A 17,813-nucleotide genomic window follows, 5' to 3' on the forward strand; every position below is an offset into this window, starting at 1 on the left:
CGCCCATTGTACCTGCTCGCCAGCACCGCCCTGGCCTCAGGCGGTGGCCCGGATCATCTCGCCCAGGGTGCCGGTGATCTGGTCGATCTGTGCCTTGTCCACGATCAGCGGCGGTGACAGCGCGATGATGTCGCCGGTGCAGCGCACCAGCAGGCGCCCGTCGTGGAAGCAGCGGCGGAACACCTCGTAGCCACGGCTGCCGGGGGCGTCCTTGCGCGGTGCCAGCTCCACCGCACCGACCAGGCCGAAGTTGCGGATGTCGATCACGTTCGGCAATCCGTGCAGGGCATGCAGGCGCTCCTGCCAGTATTCGCCCAGCTCGATCGCGCGCTCGAACAACCGTTCCTCGGCGTAGATGTCCAGCGTGGCCAACGCCGCCGCGCAGGCCAAGGGGTGGCCCGAATACGTATAGCCATGGAACAGCTCGATGGCCTGTGGCGGACCCTGCATGAAGCTGGCATGCACGCTGTCGCCGACCAGCACGCCTCCCAGCGGCACCGCGCCGTTGCTGGCGCCCTTGGCGAAGGTCAACAGGTCCGGGGTGACCCCGAAACGCTGCGCGGCGAACGCCATGCCAACCCGGCCGAAGCCGGTGATGACCTCATCGAACACCAGCAGAATGCCGTGCTGGTCGCAGATCTCGCGCAGTCGTTGCAGATAGCCCGGCGCCGGCAGGATCACCCCGGCCGAGCCGGCGATGGGTTCAACGAACACCGCGGCAATGGTGGACGGATCGTGCAGGGCGATCAGCCGTTCCAGATCGTCGGCCAGCTCGGCGCCCTGGCGTGGCAGGCCCTTGCTGAACGCATTGCGTGACAGGTCCAGGGTATGCCGCAGGTAGTCCACGCCGCCGAGCTGCAGGCCGAACTGGCGGCGGTTGTTGGGCAGCCCGCCCAGTGCCATGCCGCCGAAGCCGACCCCGTGGTAGGCCTTCTCACGGCTGATGAAGCGCGTGCGCTGTCCCTCGCCGCGCAGGCGGTGGTGGGCCAGCACGATCTTCATCGCTGAATCCACCGCCTCCGAACCCGAGCTGGTGAAGAACACGTGGTTCAACCCGGCCGGGGCCAGTGCCGCCAGCCGCTGCGCCAGGGCGAAGGCCGGCGGCGAACCCATCTGGAAGGCCGGCGAGTAATCGAGGGTGGCGGCCTGCTCGGCGATCGCGTCGACGATGCGTCGGCGGGCGTGCCCTGCATTGCAGCACCACAGGCCAGCGGTGCCATCGAGGATGGCGCGCCCATCGACGTCCTCGTAGTGCATGCCCTCGGCACGTACCAGCATGCGCGGCGCGCCCTTGTACTGGCGGTTGGCAGTGAACGGCATCCAGTACGCGTCCAGTGAATCGGGGCGCTGGGTGGCCAGGTCGTGCAGGTCGCTTGCAGGGGTTTTCATGCCGGCTCCGTCGGGTCCGATGGTTGCGACTCTAGCGCAGCCGCGTCACGGTTCTGTCGGCAGGCATGGCCCGGCTACCGTTCGGGCCTCGACCTTGTGGTAGCGCCGGGCCATGCCCGGCGAGCGCGCAGCGCGGTCGATCACGGTGGGGTCGCGGCCGCGCCGGTATAAACAAGGATCGTTGATTGCTGGAGCGACCCATGGCCGACTTCCCCGACCGCAGCCACTGGCAGGCCCTGCGCAGCCGCGTGGCGATTCCTGCGCAAGCGTTCATCGATGGCCGCTACGTGGATGCCGCCAGCGGCGCGCGCTTTGATTGCATCAGCCCGATCGACGGGCGTGTACTGGGTGCGGTGGCCGACTGTGATGCGCAGGACGTCGAGCGTGCAGTGGCCTCGGCGCGCTGCGCGTTCGAGGCAGGCCACTGGTCGCAGGCCAGCCCCGCCCATCGCAAGCGCGTGCTGCTGGCGCTGGCCGCGCTGGTGGAGACGCACGCCGATGAGCTGGCCCTGCTGGAAACGCTGGACATGGGCAAGCCGATCCGCGATGCGCGTCGCATCGATCTGCCCGGCGTGGTGCGCTGCCTGACCTGGACCGCTGAAGCGGTGGACAAGCTGTACGGTGAAATCGCCCCCACCGGTCCGCACGAGCTGGGCCTGGTCACGCGCGAGGCCGCAGGCGTGGTGGCGGCCATCGTGCCGTGGAATTTTCCGCTGCTGATGGCGTGCTGGAAGATTGCGCCGGCATTGGCGATGGGAAATTCAGTAGTGCTGAAACCCTCCGAGCGCTCGCCACTGAGTGCGTTGCGGCTGGCCGCACTGGCGGCCGAAGCGGGATTGCCGGACGGCGCGCTCAACGTGCTGCCCGGTCACGGCTCACGCGTGGGCGAGCCGCTGGCCCTGCACATGGACGTGGACGTGCTGGCCTTCACCGGCTCCACCGTTACCGGCGCCAGGCTGCTCGAATACGCGGGGCGCTCCAACCTCAAGCGGGTCTGGCTGGAATGCGGTGGCAAGAGCCCGCACGTGGTGTTCGCCGACGCGCCGGACCTGGATGCGGCCGCCAAGGGCGTGGCGCAGGGCATCTTCTTCAACCAGGGCGAAGTCTGCACCGCCGGTTCGCGGTTGCTGGTGCAGCGTTCGATCCGCGATGACTTCGTGCACCAGGTGATCGCCTACGGCCAGCGCATGCAGCCCCGCCATCCGCTGGAGGCCGATGCACCGATGGGCGCGCTGGTCGATGCCGCGCACGTGGACAAGGTACTGGCCGATATCGCCCGGGCCGAAGCCGATGGCGCTCGCCTGCTGCTGGGCGGCCAGAGGGCCGAAGTGGAGGCGGGCGGTTGCTATGTGCAGCCGACGGTGTTCGACCAGGTACGCCCGGAACAGGCATTGGCCCGCGAGGAAGTGTTCGGCCCGGTGCTGGCCGTGCTCGGCTTCGATGACGAAGCCGAGGCTGTGCGCTTGGCCAACGACAGTCGCTATGGACTGGCCGCCGGCCTGTGGACGCGGGATCTTGGACGCGCCCATCGCGTAGCCCGCCAACTGCGCGCGGGCAGCGTGTGGGTGAACGGCTGGGACGGCGGTGACATGACGGCACCGTTCGGTGGCTACAAGCAGTCCGGCAACGGTCGCGACAAGTCGCTGCACGCCTTCGACAAGTACAGCGAGATCAAGGCCACCTGGATCCAGCTGTAGACCGCGCTACCGGCAGCTTGCACTGACCTGCAGCACCGCCTCGCGCAGCAACTGCCGGTCCACTTCCTCCACTGCGTTCTGGAAGTAGTGCATGTCCTGCTGGCCCAGCGTGCACGGGTCAACCATGTAGCCCGGTGGCCAGGTGCCGAGCATCTGGGCAACACCCTGCAGGATCTGCTCGGGCGTCATTTGCCGGTGGATCCGGAAAGGTGGGCGACGGGGCGCGAACGCCGCATGCACCTCACGGCGGCCGATCAGCTTTGCGGCCACACCCTCGGCAGTGATGCCATCGCCACCATCGATGCTGCCAGCCGGCAGCCTCAGATTCAGTGGTTGGTTGCGCGCAGCCGCGCTGCGTTGCCGATCGACATGCGCTGGGCGCTGCTCGGCCTGCGCAGTAGGAAGCGCGGGGGCGTGCGGAACCTGGTGCGGCGCAGCCGCCGGCCGTGATGCATCGACAACCAGACGGCTCATCGGCGGCGCTTCCGGCGGCAGCCAACGCAGGCTGATCCGCGAATTGTCGTGTGCGATCAAGGCGATGCGCCCCGCATGCAACAGCCACCACAGCATCAGCAGATGCACCAGCAGCACCACCAGCCATGCAGCCAGGCGAGGCAGCAGCGGGGAATCGGAGCATGACTGCGGGGCGGCAGAACCCATCGGTGAAGCATCCATGCAGGGACCGATGGTGCAGCGTAGCGGCCCCCCGGAAAGAATTCGTTGGCGTCGGTGTCGCCTGAAACCATTGCCCCGGCGGGGCGGTCAAGCGTGGCAGAATCGGTCGATCCGCCGTTACCCGCCTTGCCGATGTCGACGATCACCGCTGCCGCGCCACCCGTGAATTCTCCCCGCCGTGTCCTGCTGGCCAGCCTGATCGGCACCACCATCGAGTTCTTCGACTTCTACATCTACGCCACCGCCGCGGTGCTGGTGTTCCCGCACCTGTTCTTCCCGGAAAGCAGCGACCAGGCCGCCTTGCTGCAGTCCCTGGCCACCTTCGCGGTGGCGTTCATCGCACGCCCGGTGGGCTCGGCGGTGTTTGGTCACTTCGGGGACCGTATCGGCCGCAAGGCCACCCTGGTGGCCGCGCTGCTGACCATGGGCCTGTCCACGGTCGCCATCGGCCTGCTGCCCACCCATGCGCAGATCGGCCTGTGGGCGCCGGCACTGCTGGCGCTGTGCCGCTTCGGCCAGGGCCTGGGCCTGGGCGGCGAATGGGGTGGGGCGGTGCTGCTGGCCACCGAGAACGCACCACCGGGCAAGCGCGCCTGGTACGGCATGTTCCCGCAGCTGGGTGCACCGATCGGCTTCCTGCTGTCAGCCGGCATCTTTCTGCTGCTCGGTCGCTTTCTGGGCCAGGACGATTTCCTGCAATGGGGCTGGCGCATTCCGTTCGTTGCCAGCGCGCTGCTGGTCGGCCTTGGCCTGTGGGTGCGGCTGAACATCCACGAGACACCGGATTTCAAGCGCGCGCTGGAGCGCAAGGCGCCGGTGCGCCTGCCGATGTGGACGGTGCTGCGCGACCATCCGCTGCCGATGCTGCTGGGCACGCTGGGGGCATTCGCCACCTTCGTGTTGTTCTACCTGATGACGGTGTTCAGCCTCGGCCATGGCACCGCCGTGCTCGGCTACAGCCGCGAGCAGTTCCTGCTGATGCAGATGGTGGCGATGCTTTTCTTCGCCGCCGGCATCCCGCTGTCGGCGCGCTACGGTGATCGCTGGGGAACGCGCCGCACGATGGCCATCGCCAGCCTGCTGATCATCGGCTTCGGTGTGCTGTTCGCGCCGTTGTTCCAGGCCGGCAGCCCGTGGCTGGTGCTGACGTTCCTGTGCCTGGGCCTGTTCCTGATGGGGCTGACCTACGGCCCGTGCGGCACGTTCCTGGCCGAAATCTATCCGGTGGAAGTGCGCTACACCGGTGCCTCGCTGTCGTTCAACCTGGCCGGCATTCTGGGCGCAGCCCCGGCGCCGTACCTGGCGACCTGGCTGGCCGAGCGTTATGGGCTGGTCGCGGTCGGCTACTACCTGTGCCTGACCGCAGTGATCACCTTGTGCGCGCTGCTCGCCCTGCAGCGCCGCCAGCGCTGATCAGCCGAAGAAGCGCTTGAGCGTGCGGCCCAGCCAGCCGCCGCTCTGGTGCTCGCGGGCAAACTGGTTCAGGTGCTGCTTGACCTGTTCGGCATAGGCCTGGTCGTCGCCGCGGATGTGGTTGAACAGCCAGCGCGAGAGCATGGTGCGCAACTCGTCACTGATGTCCTCACCGGCCTGGAAGCGCATGCGGTATTCCGATACCCGCTTGATGAAGACCTCATGCACACGCTTGTGCGCGGCACAGAACGGGTAGCCTGCCTCCTCCATCAGCTCTTCTTCGAATGCGAAGTGCGACATGGTGTAGTCCACCACCTCGTCGATCACTTCGCCCACCGCTGCCCGCTGCAGGCTGGTCTGCGCCACGTGCAGGTGGTTGAGCATCTCGATGATGCGGCGGTGTTGTTGATCGATCACATCGATGCCGATGTTCAGATCGTCCTGCCAGACCAGTAGTGCCATCCCCGGCTCCCCTTCATGCTGATGTCGGGGCCGACTGTAGAGGCGCCGCCCACGGGCGGCGTTGATCTGGATCAAGGCATGCCTGTCAGGACAGCGCAGCCTCGCGCGGGCGCAGCGGGCTGGCCACCGTGGTGCAGCTGACCCGGTTGCGGCCTCCGGCCTTGGCCAGGTACAGCTGGCGATCGGCCTCGGAAATCAGCCGGTGCAGCGCATCACGCTGCGGCCGCAGGCAGCACAGGCCGATGCTGACCGTCATGCGCAGCGTGGCACTGCCGATGTCCACTTCCAGCGCGGCGATGCGCTGGCGCAGCTCCTCGAAATAGAGCAGGGCTTCGTCCTGTTCCATGTCCGGCACCAGCAGGCAGAATTCCTCGCCGCCGAAGCGCGCGATCAGGTCCTGGCTTCGCGCGTGGTCGCCGACGGCACGGGCGACCGCACGCAGCGCATCGTCACCCGCTTCGTGGCCGTGGGTGTCGTTGATGTGCTTGAAATGGTCGATGTCGATCATCGCCACCGCCACGCACTGGCCATGCAGCTGCAGTTGCGGCAGCTGGCGCTGGCTCTGTTCCAGGAAGCAGCGGCGGTTGGGCAGGCCGGTGAGGAAATCGCGGGTGGCCAGATCCTGCAGCGTGCCGATCAGTTCCAGCTGGTCCACATTCTGCGAGACACGGCAGAAGAACTCTTCACGCGAGAAGGGTTTGCGCAGGAAGTCATTGGCGCCGTTCTTCAGGAAGCGCGGAATCAGCGACGCATCGGTATTGCCGGAAATGCCGATCACCGCCACCTTGTCGCGCGAGCGCAGGGTACGCAGGCGGCGCGTGAACTCCACGCCCTGCATGCCCGGCATCTCCTGGTCGACCACGGCCAGACGGATCGCCGGGTGCGCCTCGATCGCTGCCAGGCCTTCGCTGCCATCGGCAGCCTCGTACACCTCATGACCGTACATGCGCAGCAGGGCGGCGGCATAGCCGCGGGCGGACGGTGAGTCGTCCACCACCAGCGCGGCGATGCGCCGGTTGCGTTCCAGGCGCTGCACCAGCCAGACCAGATAGTCGATGCTGCCCGGAGTGTTCTTCAGCACGTAATCGATGATCTGCTGCTGCAGCACGCGCTTGCGCAGGTCCTCGTCGTACACGCCGCTGACCACCACGGTCGGCAGGTTGCGCTTGAGGAAGAACTCGACCACCGCGTCGCGGTCGCCATCGGCCAGCACCAGCCCGGTCAGCACCAGGAACCAGCCGCCTTCTTCACTGAGCAGGCGATCAGCTTCGGCCAGCGAGCTGGCCACCACCACCGGCAGCTCCAGGCGCTGTTCGATGGCTTCGCGCAGCATGCCGGTGAAGGCACGGGAATTTTCCACGAGCAGGATGCGCTGCGGCAGCGGATCGGCCAGGTCGCCATCGACAGCGGCCTGCGGCAGGACGGGCATGATGCGGTGGCTCACGTGGGAGGGCTCGGCACCGATAGCGGCGGTTTCAGGTGCAACTTTAGCCGCGCAGGATAACCGGCACGCAGCGGGTGTGTCAGGCCGACGTTGGAATCTGCGGCTGCACACTGGAAATCGAGTCGTATACCGCAAGGCGGAGCCGATTGCTGCGGCAATGTACCGCGCCACCGTAGGCCTGAATCCGTCCGCTCAGGCGCTCGACGGCCTGGTGGGTCGTGTCAGTGGACAGCGCACAGCCACGGTCCAGCAGTGCGACGACCGCGACGATGCCACGGCGGCTACCGGCCGTGCCACACCGGGTCCGTACACAGATCTGGCCCGCCTCCAGTTCCAGCAGCAGCGAGACCGCCTCGATCAGGGTGCGGTAGATCACCAATTGCAGGTCCACATTCAGGATGAACGGGTTTCCGGTCAACCTGGGTCGATTGACCCGGTGGGTATTGCTCCAGATCCCGTACGCGCCACCGCCTTGCAACGCGACATACAGCCCGACCTGTTCCAGTCCAGTGGGGTAGACCAGGCTGGCTTGTTCCCGGAACAGTCGTGAATGCACGGACGATGCATGGTTCAGGCTGTTTGCAACCGCGTGGTGACCCTGGGACTTCAGCCAGCTGACCATCTCGCTGAGCGAACTGTCCATGCCCTCACTCAGATGCTTGAGACGGATGGCCCGCTCGCGTAGCTCACGCTCGCTGGTCTGGTGGGAGCTGCGTGTCAGGCGCAACGTGGTTTCCTCTGCCAAGCCTCGGGACCGGGCGCGTTGATGGTGATAGCTGATGCTGGATCCCAGCGCGAGCAGAGCGACACTCATCACCGCCATGTTCTGTTGGGTAGCGAACGTGCCCAGGTCGAAGGAGGAGGGGAGGCCAGTGCTGGGCGTCGCGGCATGAAGCGGCAGGTTCAACAGCGGAATTGCAATGGCTGCACCACGCCAACCATGCATGAAGGTCAGGGCGATGGCGGGCAGGGCCGCTATCAGTACAAGGTGTGTGCGGGCGACATGGGCGCTGCTGCCTGTCAGCTGCATACCCAAGCCCAGTATCAGCATCAACAGGATCGCCACAGCGGTGGGCGCGACAAGGCGGGTGCGCCAGCTGGGATCTGCGTGCCGCAGGCCCCACAGGAAGGCCAGCGGGACCAGGGTGATGATGGTGGCGAAGTGGCCAAAGATTGCCCGATCGACCGCGTCCAGCAGGTTGCTGGGCGGCGGATTCGTCCAGAGGGCATACGAAATGCCCAGATTAAGACCCGGGACGAACAGCGCTGTGCAGAACGACAACGACAGCAGCCAGAGGCCGGTGGCGGCCTCGGATGGTGTTCTCATCCGATGCAGATAGATCACCAGCATCGCCATCGGCATCAGCAGGGTCGATGCCAGGATGACCCAGTCCAAGCCGTAGGTATCGATCATGGGAAGGCGCAGCTTGGCGAAGTAGATGTACTCGCCGAGCAACAGATAGGGCCACAGGCGCATCGGGACGATCAGCAGCGCAGCCGCCCGGATACCTGCTGGCAGGAAGAACTGGTCCAGCGAGAACTGGCGCGAGACGAGGCAGCTGGCAGCGTAGACGGCGGCCAGCGCAAGTCCGACCGGTCGAATGCGGAAGCTCACCTCGAAGGCATTCTTCAAACGGTCCAGAAAAGCCTCCCTTGCCATCGCTAAGCTACCGCCGACCCGGTAATGAACACTATCCATGGATGAGTGCAGACGCAATCGGCACCATGTTTTCCCGCCAAGGAAGTTGGGCCGGGGGGCGTCGGGTGCACATATGGGACTAAATCGTCCGGATTATTCAGCCCTCACTGTGTTGGGGCTGGAAGACGTTACTATCGCTGCGAAGTTGTTTGCTCTCACCCCGACCAGGAGGTCATTGTGCGATCCATGATTGTTGGTGTGGTAACCAGTGCAGCAGTGTTTGTCGCAGCTCCAGTATTCGCGAGTGATAGAGGAGGCGGTGACTACCACGGAAAACCCTTGGCAAGTGCCGCAGTTTCGACGGAGGGCCTTGGTGAGACCCATCCCGCCGCTGCAGACATCAGCGCCGATCCCGCGTTGCAGGTGTACGCTTTCCAGCGCGATGGCGTGGTCTATCTGCAGGTCAACGATCTGGCCGGGCAGGTAAAGGTGATCATCGGCAACGCCGGTGATGCCTACTTCGCATTGCCCGCAGGCAAGTCTGCGGCGCGTGTTTCGCTTCCCGGTCAGCGACTCACTGTTCCGGGTGCGGCACGGCGTTTCGAGGTATATCGTGCGCAGGATGTGGTGCTGGTGCGGTACGCGAGCAGCGATGGCGACATCTGGTCCATTGAAGCACCGTAGTACTCGGCTTCAAGATGCTGGACGTGCAGGCGGCTGAAGCCGCTTGCACGTTTTCGCCTCAACACCGGTGGCGGTACATGCATGCCCCGGAATCAGAAGCCGGCGGGGCCTGTCAATCACGCCTTCGCGCGTGAGGCATCCGCTTCGAATCCCGAAATGCTGTTTCTTCCATTTGACGTGAAAACTTCCAGAGGGGCGGCCGTGCCCGTTTCCTTCATTGCCAGCATGATGCGATTCCGGGTGCATTTCAGTGCGCCCCCGTAGGCCAGCGTTCTCCCGGCCAAACGTTCCATGGCTGCGGCGACAGTTGCGTCGGAGAGGTGTCGCTGTTGATCCAGCAAGGAAACCGTCATCAGGATTCCACGATGCGAACCGATACGTCCGCAGCGTGCCCGCACGTGGATCTGCCCTGCTTCACCCTGGATCAGCAATGACACCGCGTCGATCACCGTGCGGTAGGCGGCTAGTTGCAGGCCGACGCTGAGTTGGCAGGGGTCGCCAAGCAGCGCCGGATTGGCGACACGGGCCGTCTTCTCCCACGCTTCGCGGACGCCTCCTGCCCTCAATGCAACATAAAGCCCGAGGTGCTCCAGAGCCGTCGGATAGATCATGCTTGTCTGCTCGCGCAGCTGGCGCGAATGGATCGACGCCACATGCACAAGACTCTCCGCAATCGCAAGATGGCCCTGAGCGGAAAGCCAGTTGATCACCTCGTCAAGCGCGTGATCAATGCCATCACCCAGCCTCCTTAGATGCAACGCACGTTCGCGAAGGTCAAGCTCACTGGCGACATGTGAGCTCCGCGCGAGTCTTATGGCATTTCTCTCCCCGATCTCCCTGAGTCGATAACGCCGATAGTAGTGGGTGATCCGGGAGCCAAGTATGAGCAGCGCTGCGCCGGTGACGGCCATGATCTGCTGGGTAGCGAATGACGCAGGGTCGAACGACTCCGGGTGAGTGGCGGGTGTGGTCAGACCGATGATCATGTTCAGGGTCGGCACGCCGATGGCGGCGCCCCGCCATCCATACACGCATGTCAGAAGGACCGCAGGAAGTGCCATGAGAAGTTGCAGAGACACTTTCGTCGTCACTGCATCAGCTGGCACATCCGCAGCTGACAGGCCGAGCACGACCATCAGTGCGAGGGCCCCCGCCATCTGCGCGACGTCACGCTTCCGCACCTGTACTTCGGCCTTCCCTCGAGACCAGAGCAGCACAAGTGGCGCGAACGTCAGGATGCCGATGAAGTCACCCACCACCAGGCGGACGATGCCGGTCAATAGGGGGAAATCGGGTGGTGTCGGCCAGAGGAAATTTGCAAGAAGCAGGTTGATCAGCGTGACGGATATTGCGGCGAATGCGGCAACCGATATGAGCCAGGCATTCTTTACTGCCGAGATCACGTTGCGGTGAAGATGGACGATCGTCATGACGACCGGCATCTGGAATGCCGAGCCAAGAATGACCCACGTCAATCCGTACCGATCGATCATCGGCACGCGCATCTGCGCGAAGTAGGCATACTCGCCCAGCAGGAGATAAGGCCAAAGCCGAGGTGGGCAGAGCAGTACCGCAGCAACGCGTACGCCGGCGGGAAGATAGAACTGATCAAGCGAGAGCTGCCGTGTGGCCCAGCAGGCAATCGCGTACAGCACAGCCAAGGCAAGTCCTGCCGGATGGATGCGCAACTTCAGCTGCAGGCCTTCATTCCACCAGTTCAATCGCACTACCCCTTCACAGTACGTTCCCTGTCAGCATCCATTCGCCGCGGGACCCGGTTCTTAGCGACGGTATCGACACGCGTTCGATTATGCAATCGCCTCAGCGCTCGGCCCGGCAAGTGAGAAAGTCATCACAGGAATACCGGCGGCGACGAGTTTCACAGTTTTCGGCGGGCGGTAGATTCAGCTCGCTTCCTGATCAGCTCACCACAACGCATCCCGCAGCTTGTACCAGGACATGGCCGCCACCAGCAGCGGCATGCGCAGCAGGCGTCCGCCGGGGAAGGGGCCATGGCGCAGCCGCTGGAACACGTCCAGCCGCTCGCTCTGGCCAACGATGGCTTCGGCGATCACTTCACCGGCCAGCCCGGCCGCTGCCACGCCGTGGCCGGAGAAGCCCTGCGCGAAGTACACATTTCCATCCAGCCGGCCCCAGTGCGGGGCACGGTTGCGGGTGATGTCCACATAACCGCCCCAGACCTGCTGCAGCGGGATGTCGGCCAGTTGCGGGAACACCTCGTGCATGCGCCGCTGCATCACCCGGTGCAGGCCCGGCGGCGGCAGCGCGGAATAGCTGGCGCGGCCACCGAACAGCAGGCGGTGGTCATGGCTGAGCCGGAAATAGTCCAGCGCCCAGGCCGTATCGGAGACCGCCATGTTGTTGCCGATCAGGGCACGGGCGCGCTCGGCCCCCAGCGGTGCGCTGGCGCCGATGTACGTACCGACCGGCATGATGCGCCGCTCGAGCTCAGGCACCAGCCCCTGCAGCAGGGCGTTGCCGGCCACCACCAGCTGCGGCGCGCGCACGCTGCCGTGGTCGGTATGCAGCACCGCATGTGCGCCGCGTTGAATGCGCGTCACCGGCGATTGTTCGTGGATGACCACCCCGGCTGCGCGCGCGGCATCGGCCAGCCCGCGGGCGTAGGCCAGCGGATGCAGGTGGGCGCTGAGCGGGTCGAACATCGCCGCGCGGTAGCGCGGACTGTCCAGTTGCCCACGCAGGGTATCGCGCTCCCACCACTGCATCGGGTAATCGTAATGTCGCTGCAGGTGTTCGCAGTTGGCGCGCAGGTCGCGCTCGTGGCGTGCGCGGATGGCAACGCTGGCGTGGCCCTCCACCCAATGGCACTCGATGCCATGCCGGTCGATGCGCGCACGCATCGCCTGTACCGCCTCGCGCGACCAGTCGAACAGGCGGCGCGCATCCTCGTGGCCGAGCTGGCGTTCCAGCTCGTCCACTTCGCAGCCGTAGCCGACCAGCGCCTGGCCACCATTGCGGCCCGAGGCTCCCCAGCCGATCCGCTGCGCTTCCAGCACCACCACCCGCTGGCCGCGCAGGGCCAGTTCCAGTGCGGCGGTGAGGCCGGTATAGCCGGCGCCCAGTATCGCCACATCGGCATGCAGTTCACCGCGCAACGGCGGCAATGCGGGCGGTTCGGGCAGGCTGCTGGCGTACCAGCTGGGCGGGAAGGAGGCGCTCACCGGCGGCCTCGCAGAAGCGGGAAAGGGCGTCGGAGCGGGGGAGGACGGTCGGGCTTCACGCCGATAGTTTGGCCCAAGCCGGGCGCCCGTGGTGTGAGGGCAGCGGCTTGCCGATGCCGATGCCGGGCGCGTACCTTGATGCCACGCCAAGGAGTTTCCCCATGCGCCGCCTGCCCTGGGTGGGCCTGCCCACCGACAGCACCGTGCTCGGCCATCATCGTTTCGCGGTGGCCGGGGAAAAATATGTGCGTGCGTTGGTTGACGCTGCGCAGGCAACACCGCTGGTGCTGCCGAGTCTGCAGCCGCCGCTGCCGGCGCGCGATTGGCTGCAGGGCCTGGATGGCCTGCTGCTGACCGGCGCGGTCAGCAACATTGAGCCGCAGCATTACGAAGGGGGCCGCACCTGGAACGGCAACCGGCATGACCCGGCGCGCGACGCCACTGCGTTCGCGCTGCTGCGCGAGGCGCTGGCGATGGATCTTCCCGTGCTGGCGATCTGCCGCGGATTCCAGGAATTGAATGTGGCGCTCGGTGGCACGCTGCATCCGCAGGTACATGCGGTACCTGGCCTGGCCGACCATCGCGAAGACCCGCAGGCGCCGGTGGAGGAGCAGTATGGGCCGGCCCATGCGATCACCCTGGCCGATGGGGGGTGGCTGGCGCAGTGGTGTGCCGCCGATCGGGTGCAGGTCAATTCAGTGCACGGGCAGGGCATCGCGCAGGTGGCCGACGGCCTGCAGATCGAGGCCTGGGCCGATGATGGCCTGGTTGAAGCAGCACGCAGCCCGCGCCATCGATTCGTGCTCGGCGTACAGTGGCACCCGGAGTGGCGTGTCATGCAGACGCCGTTCTATCACGCTATTTTCCGTGCGTTCGGCCAAGCTTGCCGGCAGCACCAACAGAATCGACTGGAATCCCCATGAGTTCCCGAACGCGCCCGCGCAAGACGGCCACGCCCCCGCCCCCGCAGGAAAGCAGCCTGCTGCGCTGGCTGAAGGAGCGGCGCATCACCGAGGTCGAATGCCTGGTTCCGGACATCACCGGCAATGCGCGCGGCAAGATCATCCCGGCCGACAAGTTTTCGCACGATTACGGCACGCGCCTGCCCGAAGGCATCTTCGCGACCACCGTCACCGGCGAATTTCCGGACGATTACTACGACCTGACCTCGCCGTCGGACTCGGACATGATCCTGCGCCCCGACCCGGACACCGTGCGCATGGTGCCGTGGGCGACCGACCCGACCGCGCAGGTCATCCATGACTGCTACACCAAGAACGGCGAGCCACACGAACTGGCCCCGCGCAACGTGCTGCGCCGGGTGCTGGATGCCTATACCGAGCTCGGCCTGCGGCCGGTGGTCGCGCCCGAGCTGGAATTCTTCCTGGTGCAGAAGAACACCGATCCGGATTTTCCGCTGCTGCCCCCGGCGGGCCGCTCCGGTCGCCCGGAAACGGCAAGGCAGTCGTACTCGATCGACGCGGTCAACGAGTTCGATCCGATCCTCGACCTGATGTACGACTACTGCGACGCGATGAAGCTGGACGTGGATACGCTGATCCACGAATCCGGCGCGGCGCAGCTGGAGGTCAACTTCACCCACGCCAATGCGATGGATCTGGCCGACCAGGTGTTCCTGTTCAAGCGCACCATGCGCGAATCGGCGATGCGCCATGGGGTGTATGCCACCTTCCTGGCCAAGCCGATGGAGAACGAGCCGGGCAGTGCGATGCACATCCACCAGAGCCTGCTGCGCATCAGCGATGGCCAGAACGTGTTCACCGGCGAGCACGGTGGTGAGGATTTCAGTCCGCTGTTCGCCCATTACCTGGCCGGCCTGCAGAAATATGTGCCGATGGCCATGGCGTTCTTCGCGCCGAACGTGAATTCCTACCGGCGCCTGGTGTTCGGTGAGGTCTCGCCGAGCAACGTGCACTGGGGCTTCGACAACCGCACCTGCGGCCTGCGGGTGCCGCTGGATACGCCGGAGAACATGCGGGTGGAAAGCCGCTTTGCCGGCTCCGACGCCAACCCTTACCTGGCGATGGCCGCGACCTTGGCCTGCGGGCTGCTCGGCATCCGTGAGCGCCTGGCGCCGGATGCGCCGGTGACCGGCAGCGCCAAGGAACTGGGCTACGACCTGCCGCGTTCGCTGGGTGAAGCGCTGGACGGGCTGGAGCAGTGCAGCGAGCTGCAGGCGCTGCTCGGCGAGCGCTTCTGCCGCGCTTACACCTCGGTCAAGCGCAAGGAATACGAGACCTTCTTCCGCGTGATCAGTTCGTGGGAGCGCGAGTTCCTGCTGCTGAACGTGTGAAGGCCGCGAATAGAAAAATCCCTCGCCGGGGGGTAGGCTGGCACCCGTCGCCGGCCCGGCCGGCCCCCCTTTCCGCATTCTGGAGCACCCGATGAAGCTGCGTATCCTCACGCTCGGCCTGGCCTCCGCCATGCTTTCCGCCTGTGGCGGCGGCAACGGCGGCGGACAGGACAGCCAGGTCCTGAACGTCTACAACTACAGCGACTACATCGCCGAAGACACCATCCCCAACTTCGAGAAGCAGAGCGGGATCAAGGTCACCTACGATGTGTTCGACAGTGACGAGATGGTCGAGACCAAGCTGCTGGCCGGCAACAGCGGCTACGACGTGGTGGTGCCGACGCTGAACTTCTTCGGCCGGCAGATCCAGGCCGGCGTGTTCCTGCCGCTGGACAAGTCGAAGATCCCGAACCTGGCCAATCTCGACCCGGCGGTGATGAAGCGCATCGCTACCCAGGATCCGGGCAACCAGTACGGTGTGCCGTACATGATCGGCACCACCGGCATCGGCTACAACGTGGACATGCTGAAGGAGCGTTTCGGTGGCAGCGCCGACATCGCCAACAGCTGGGACCTGGTGTTCAAGCCGGAAAACATCAGCAAGATGAAGGACTGCGGCGTGACCATCCTGGACACGCCGGCGGACATGATTCCGATCGCGCTGCACTACCTGGGCCTGGACCCGCACAGCGGCGATCCGGCCGACCTGCAGAAGGCGGCGGACCTGCTGAAGTCGATCCGCCCGTACGTGCAGAACTTCCACTCCTCGCAGTACGTGGGCTCGCTGGCCAACGGCGGCACCTGCCTGGTGGTGGGCTGGTCGGGTGACATCATCCAGGCCCGCGACCGTGCTGCCGAGGCCAGCAATGGCGTGCACGTGGCCTATTCGATCCCGAAGGAAGGCGCGCCGCAGTGGTTCGACATGCTGGCCATCCCGAAGGATGCCAAGCATCCGGAAGCGGCCTACGCGTTCATCAACTATCTGCTGGAACCGAAGGTGGCCGCGGCCAACACCAACTTCATCCACTACGGCAACCCGGTGCCGACCGCGACCCCGCTGGTGGACGAGGCAATCCGCACCGACCCGACCATCTACCCGCCGGCCGACGTGGCCGCGAAGATGTTCACCTATTCGATCAACACGCCGGAGACCGACAAGCTCTACACCCGGCTGTGGACCGAGGTGAAGACCGGCAGGTAAGCGGTCCTGCCCGCTGGAAGAAAGTGGTAGCGCCGGGCCATGCCCGGCGGATGGCCTCAGCCCTTCCCGGAAGCTGCACCACCGGCCCGGCCAAGGTGCCGCAGGATGGCGGGCAACAGGTCGCGCGCATCGCGACCGCCGTTGCACAGGAATGATGAGCTCATCCGCTGCAGGTTGTGCATGCCGATGAAGAACAGCCCGGGCTGCGGGGAGACGCCGAACTCGCCGAGCGGATAACCGTGTTCGTCCAGCACGCCATCCACATCCAGCCACGGCCATTCGGCGACGAAGCCAGTGGCGAGGACAACCGAGCGGATGCCGGCAGCGTTCAGATCCAGTTCGCGCGGCGAGGCGTCCGGCTCCCAGTGCAGGTACACCTCTTCGGGAATGTAGCGGGCATCATCGGTGCGCGGTTCGGGCCGCGTGGCGTAGTACCCGCTTGCCAGTGAATCGAGATAGGCGTACTCGGCCCGAGTCGCCTCGACCGCGGTGCGCAGCTGTGGGCGGACATCGGCGAAGCGGGCGATGTCCGCGTCGAAGCCCTGCAGGCGGCCCAGCAGCGTGATGCCCTCGCGATGCATCGACAGCAGGCTGATCGAGCTGCCCAGGCCTGCGCGTCCCTTGCCGGAAATCAGCGGGAACTCTGCGGTCCGGGCCTTGCGCAGCGCGTCCGGCTCCCCGGCGAGCACCCCGGCCGATTCACTCACATGCTGGTGGATGCGTCCGGCCATGTCCCACCAGGTCATCGAATCCTTGCCGCGCAGCCGGCGCGTATGCGAATGGCGCTCGGCCAGCGACCAATACACGTTGCGGCCGCTGGCGCGGAGATCCTGGGCGATCTGCGCGCCGGACTGGCCGCCGCCGATGACCAGCACCGCGCCGTCGGGAAGCTGCCGGCAATTGCGGTAGTTGCTGGAGTGCATTACCGCCAGCGCCGGCCCGGGCGCAAAGGGAACGCGGGGCATCCGGGGACGGCCGTATTCGCCGGTGGCCACCACCACCGCAGCGGCCTGGATCGGCCCGCGGCTGGATTCGATGGCGTAGCCGCCCGCCTTGGGCGTGACACGCAGGACCGCGCAGCCTTCGTGGATCGGCAGTGACCTTTCGCTGGCGTAGTCGCGGAGCCGCTGGATCACTTCCGGTGCGGCCATGAAGCCCTCCGGGTCGTCGCCCGCATAGGCGTGGCCATGCAGGGCCATCGTCGCGTTGGCGGTGTTGGTCTGGAAGGAATCCCAGCGCCGCCGCCAGCTGGCGCCCACGGTTTCCGCCTCCAGTACGCGATGCGCGACGCCGGCCTCCTGCAGGACCGCGCTGAGTGACAGCCCGGCCTGGCCGGCGCCGATGATGGCCACCTCCAGCCGATCAGCCGACGAGGGCTGGGGGGCGGGTGGGGCGAAGACAGAAGTGTCTGCGGATGTCACGCGTGTTCGTCCATGGTCGGCCTCGATCCTGGGGATTGCGACGGGGTAGTGGCGGGCGATCAAGGCTTCCGGTTCTGAAAAACGTTGCAGATTCGGCGCGGCACCCGCAGGCCAAGGCGGAAACACCAGGCAACGGCCACGCAGGGAGCGCGTGTTGCGCCTGGAGTGCGCCATTTGCGGGCCAAACCCGACACCGGTCCGGTACTCCAGGACGGCCAGCGGCGCCTTCCCGCCCGCCGTCGTCATATCCCCATCGGCCCCCGGCCGGTAG

At 65.9% G+C, this 17,813-nt stretch carries 14 protein-coding genes; 6 read left to right on the plus strand and 8 right to left on the minus strand.

Annotated features, from left to right (window positions below; all coding sequences use genetic code 11):
• Window positions 1–36 precede the first annotated feature (36 nt).
• Entirely contained in the window at window positions 37–1,389 is a 1,353-nt protein-coding gene (locus LC407_RS03335) for an aspartate aminotransferase family protein (protein WP_223482194.1), read from the minus strand.
• Window positions 1,390–1,589: 200 nt separating this feature from the next.
• Here LC407_RS03335 and LC407_RS03340 point away from each other — a divergent pair, with 200 nt between their 5' ends.
• Window positions 1,590–3,086, plus strand: coding sequence for an aldehyde dehydrogenase (locus tag LC407_RS03340; RefSeq protein WP_223482195.1), 1,497 nt, complete (start codon window positions 1,590–1,592; stop codon window positions 3,084–3,086).
• Window positions 3,087–3,092: 6 nt separating this feature from the next.
• Here LC407_RS03340 and LC407_RS03345 read toward each other — a convergent pair whose 3' ends face one another.
• Complete coding sequence (locus LC407_RS03345; RefSeq protein ID WP_223482196.1) at window positions 3,093–3,746, minus strand: hypothetical protein; 654 nt, start codon at window positions 3,744–3,746, stop codon at window positions 3,093–3,095.
• Between the two features lie 147 nt (window positions 3,747–3,893).
• On the opposite strand from LC407_RS03345, the gene LC407_RS03350 reads away from it, so the two are divergent.
• Window positions 3,894–5,174 (plus strand): MFS transporter, encoded by a 1,281-nt coding sequence (locus LC407_RS03350; RefSeq protein WP_025875343.1) that lies wholly within the window; start codon window positions 3,894–3,896, stop codon window positions 5,172–5,174.
• On the opposite strand, the gene LC407_RS03355 is transcribed toward LC407_RS03350, so the two are convergent.
• The 3 genes from LC407_RS03355 to LC407_RS03365 all read right to left on the minus strand — a co-directional run bounded on the left by LC407_RS03355 (window position 5,175) and on the right by LC407_RS03365 (window position 8,722).
• Complete coding sequence (locus tag LC407_RS03355) at window positions 5,175–5,636, minus strand: bacteriohemerythrin (protein WP_025875341.1); 462 nt, start codon at window positions 5,634–5,636, stop codon at window positions 5,175–5,177.
• Between the two features lie 85 nt (window positions 5,637–5,721).
• Window positions 5,722–7,065 carry a diguanylate cyclase gene (locus tag LC407_RS03360; RefSeq protein WP_059063890.1) on the minus strand — a complete coding sequence of 448 codons (1,344 nt, stop codon included), beginning with the start codon at window positions 7,063–7,065 and terminating at the stop codon, window positions 5,722–5,724.
• 94 nt (window positions 7,066–7,159) lie between these two features.
• Entirely contained in the window at window positions 7,160–8,722 is a 1,563-nt protein-coding gene (locus LC407_RS03365) for a hypothetical protein (protein WP_223482670.1), read from the minus strand.
• Window positions 8,723–9,058: 336 nt separating this feature from the next.
• Between LC407_RS03365 and LC407_RS03370 the strand changes: the two genes are divergently transcribed.
• Window positions 9,059–9,403 (plus strand): hypothetical protein, encoded by a 345-nt coding sequence (locus tag LC407_RS03370; RefSeq protein ID WP_025875335.1) that lies wholly within the window; start codon window positions 9,059–9,061, stop codon window positions 9,401–9,403.
• Between the two features lie 116 nt (window positions 9,404–9,519).
• Here LC407_RS03370 and LC407_RS03375 read toward each other — a convergent pair whose 3' ends face one another.
• Window positions 9,520–11,130, minus strand: coding sequence for an MASE1 domain-containing protein (locus tag LC407_RS03375; protein WP_223482197.1), 1,611 nt, complete (start codon window positions 11,128–11,130; stop codon window positions 9,520–9,522).
• A 198-nt stretch (window positions 11,131–11,328) separates the two neighbouring features.
• Complete coding sequence (locus LC407_RS03380; RefSeq protein ID WP_223482671.1) at window positions 11,329–12,567, minus strand: FAD-binding oxidoreductase; 1,239 nt, start codon at window positions 12,565–12,567, stop codon at window positions 11,329–11,331.
• Window positions 12,568–12,767: 200 nt separating this feature from the next.
• Between LC407_RS03380 and LC407_RS03385 the strand changes: the two genes are divergently transcribed.
• The 3 genes from LC407_RS03385 (at window position 12,768) to LC407_RS03395 (ending at window position 16,121) form a co-directional block, all read left to right on the plus strand.
• Entirely contained in the window at window positions 12,768–13,529 is a 762-nt protein-coding gene (locus LC407_RS03385; RefSeq protein WP_223482198.1) for a gamma-glutamyl-gamma-aminobutyrate hydrolase family protein, read from the plus strand.
• On the plus strand, window positions 13,526–14,920 hold the full coding sequence (locus tag LC407_RS03390; RefSeq protein ID WP_025875326.1) for a glutamine synthetase family protein: 1,395 nt from the start codon (window positions 13,526–13,528) through the stop codon (window positions 14,918–14,920). Before LC407_RS03385 ends, LC407_RS03390 begins: the two co-directional genes overlap by 4 nt.
• Window positions 14,921–15,011: 91 nt before the next feature.
• A complete protein-coding gene (locus LC407_RS03395; RefSeq protein WP_033830748.1) occupies window positions 15,012–16,121 on the plus strand; it encodes a polyamine ABC transporter substrate-binding protein in 1,110 nt (369 codons plus the stop codon).
• Between the two features lie 56 nt (window positions 16,122–16,177).
• On the opposite strand, the gene LC407_RS03400 is transcribed toward LC407_RS03395, so the two are convergent.
• A complete protein-coding gene (locus tag LC407_RS03400; protein ID WP_223482672.1) occupies window positions 16,178–17,578 on the minus strand; it encodes an NAD(P)/FAD-dependent oxidoreductase in 1,401 nt (466 codons plus the stop codon).
• Window positions 17,579–17,813: the final 235 nt, after the last annotated feature.

It is taken from the genome of Stenotrophomonas sp. OVS01A (assembly GCF_019969775.1).
GTDB lineage: Bacteria > Pseudomonadota > Gammaproteobacteria > Xanthomonadales > Xanthomonadaceae > Stenotrophomonas > Stenotrophomonas indicatrix.

Bases quoted from the DNA above. Each gene is read 5' to 3' on its own strand.
- LC407_RS03355 (WP_025875341.1), bottom strand. From the start codon at position 5,636: ATGGCACTACTGGTCTGGCAGGACGATCTGAACATCGGCATCGATGTG.
- LC407_RS03390 (WP_025875326.1), top strand. From the start codon at position 13,526: ATGAGTTCCCGAACGCGCCCGCGCAAGACGGCCACGCCCCCGCCCCCG.
- LC407_RS03335 (WP_223482194.1), bottom strand. From the start codon at position 1,389: ATGAAAACCCCTGCAAGCGACCTGCACGACCTGGCCACCCAGCGCCCC.
- LC407_RS03360 (WP_059063890.1), bottom strand. From the start codon at position 7,065: ATGCCCGTCCTGCCGCAGGCCGCTGTCGATGGCGACCTGGCCGATCCG.
- LC407_RS03385 (WP_223482198.1), top strand. From the start codon at position 12,768: ATGCGCCGCCTGCCCTGGGTGGGCCTGCCCACCGACAGCACCGTGCTC.
- LC407_RS03350 (WP_025875343.1), top strand. From the start codon at position 3,894: ATGTCGACGATCACCGCTGCCGCGCCACCCGTGAATTCTCCCCGCCGT.
- LC407_RS03395 (WP_033830748.1), top strand. From the start codon at position 15,012: ATGAAGCTGCGTATCCTCACGCTCGGCCTGGCCTCCGCCATGCTTTCC.
- LC407_RS03345 (WP_223482196.1), bottom strand. From the start codon at position 3,746: ATGGGTTCTGCCGCCCCGCAGTCATGCTCCGATTCCCCGCTGCTGCCT.
- LC407_RS03340 (WP_223482195.1), top strand. From the start codon at position 1,590: ATGGCCGACTTCCCCGACCGCAGCCACTGGCAGGCCCTGCGCAGCCGC.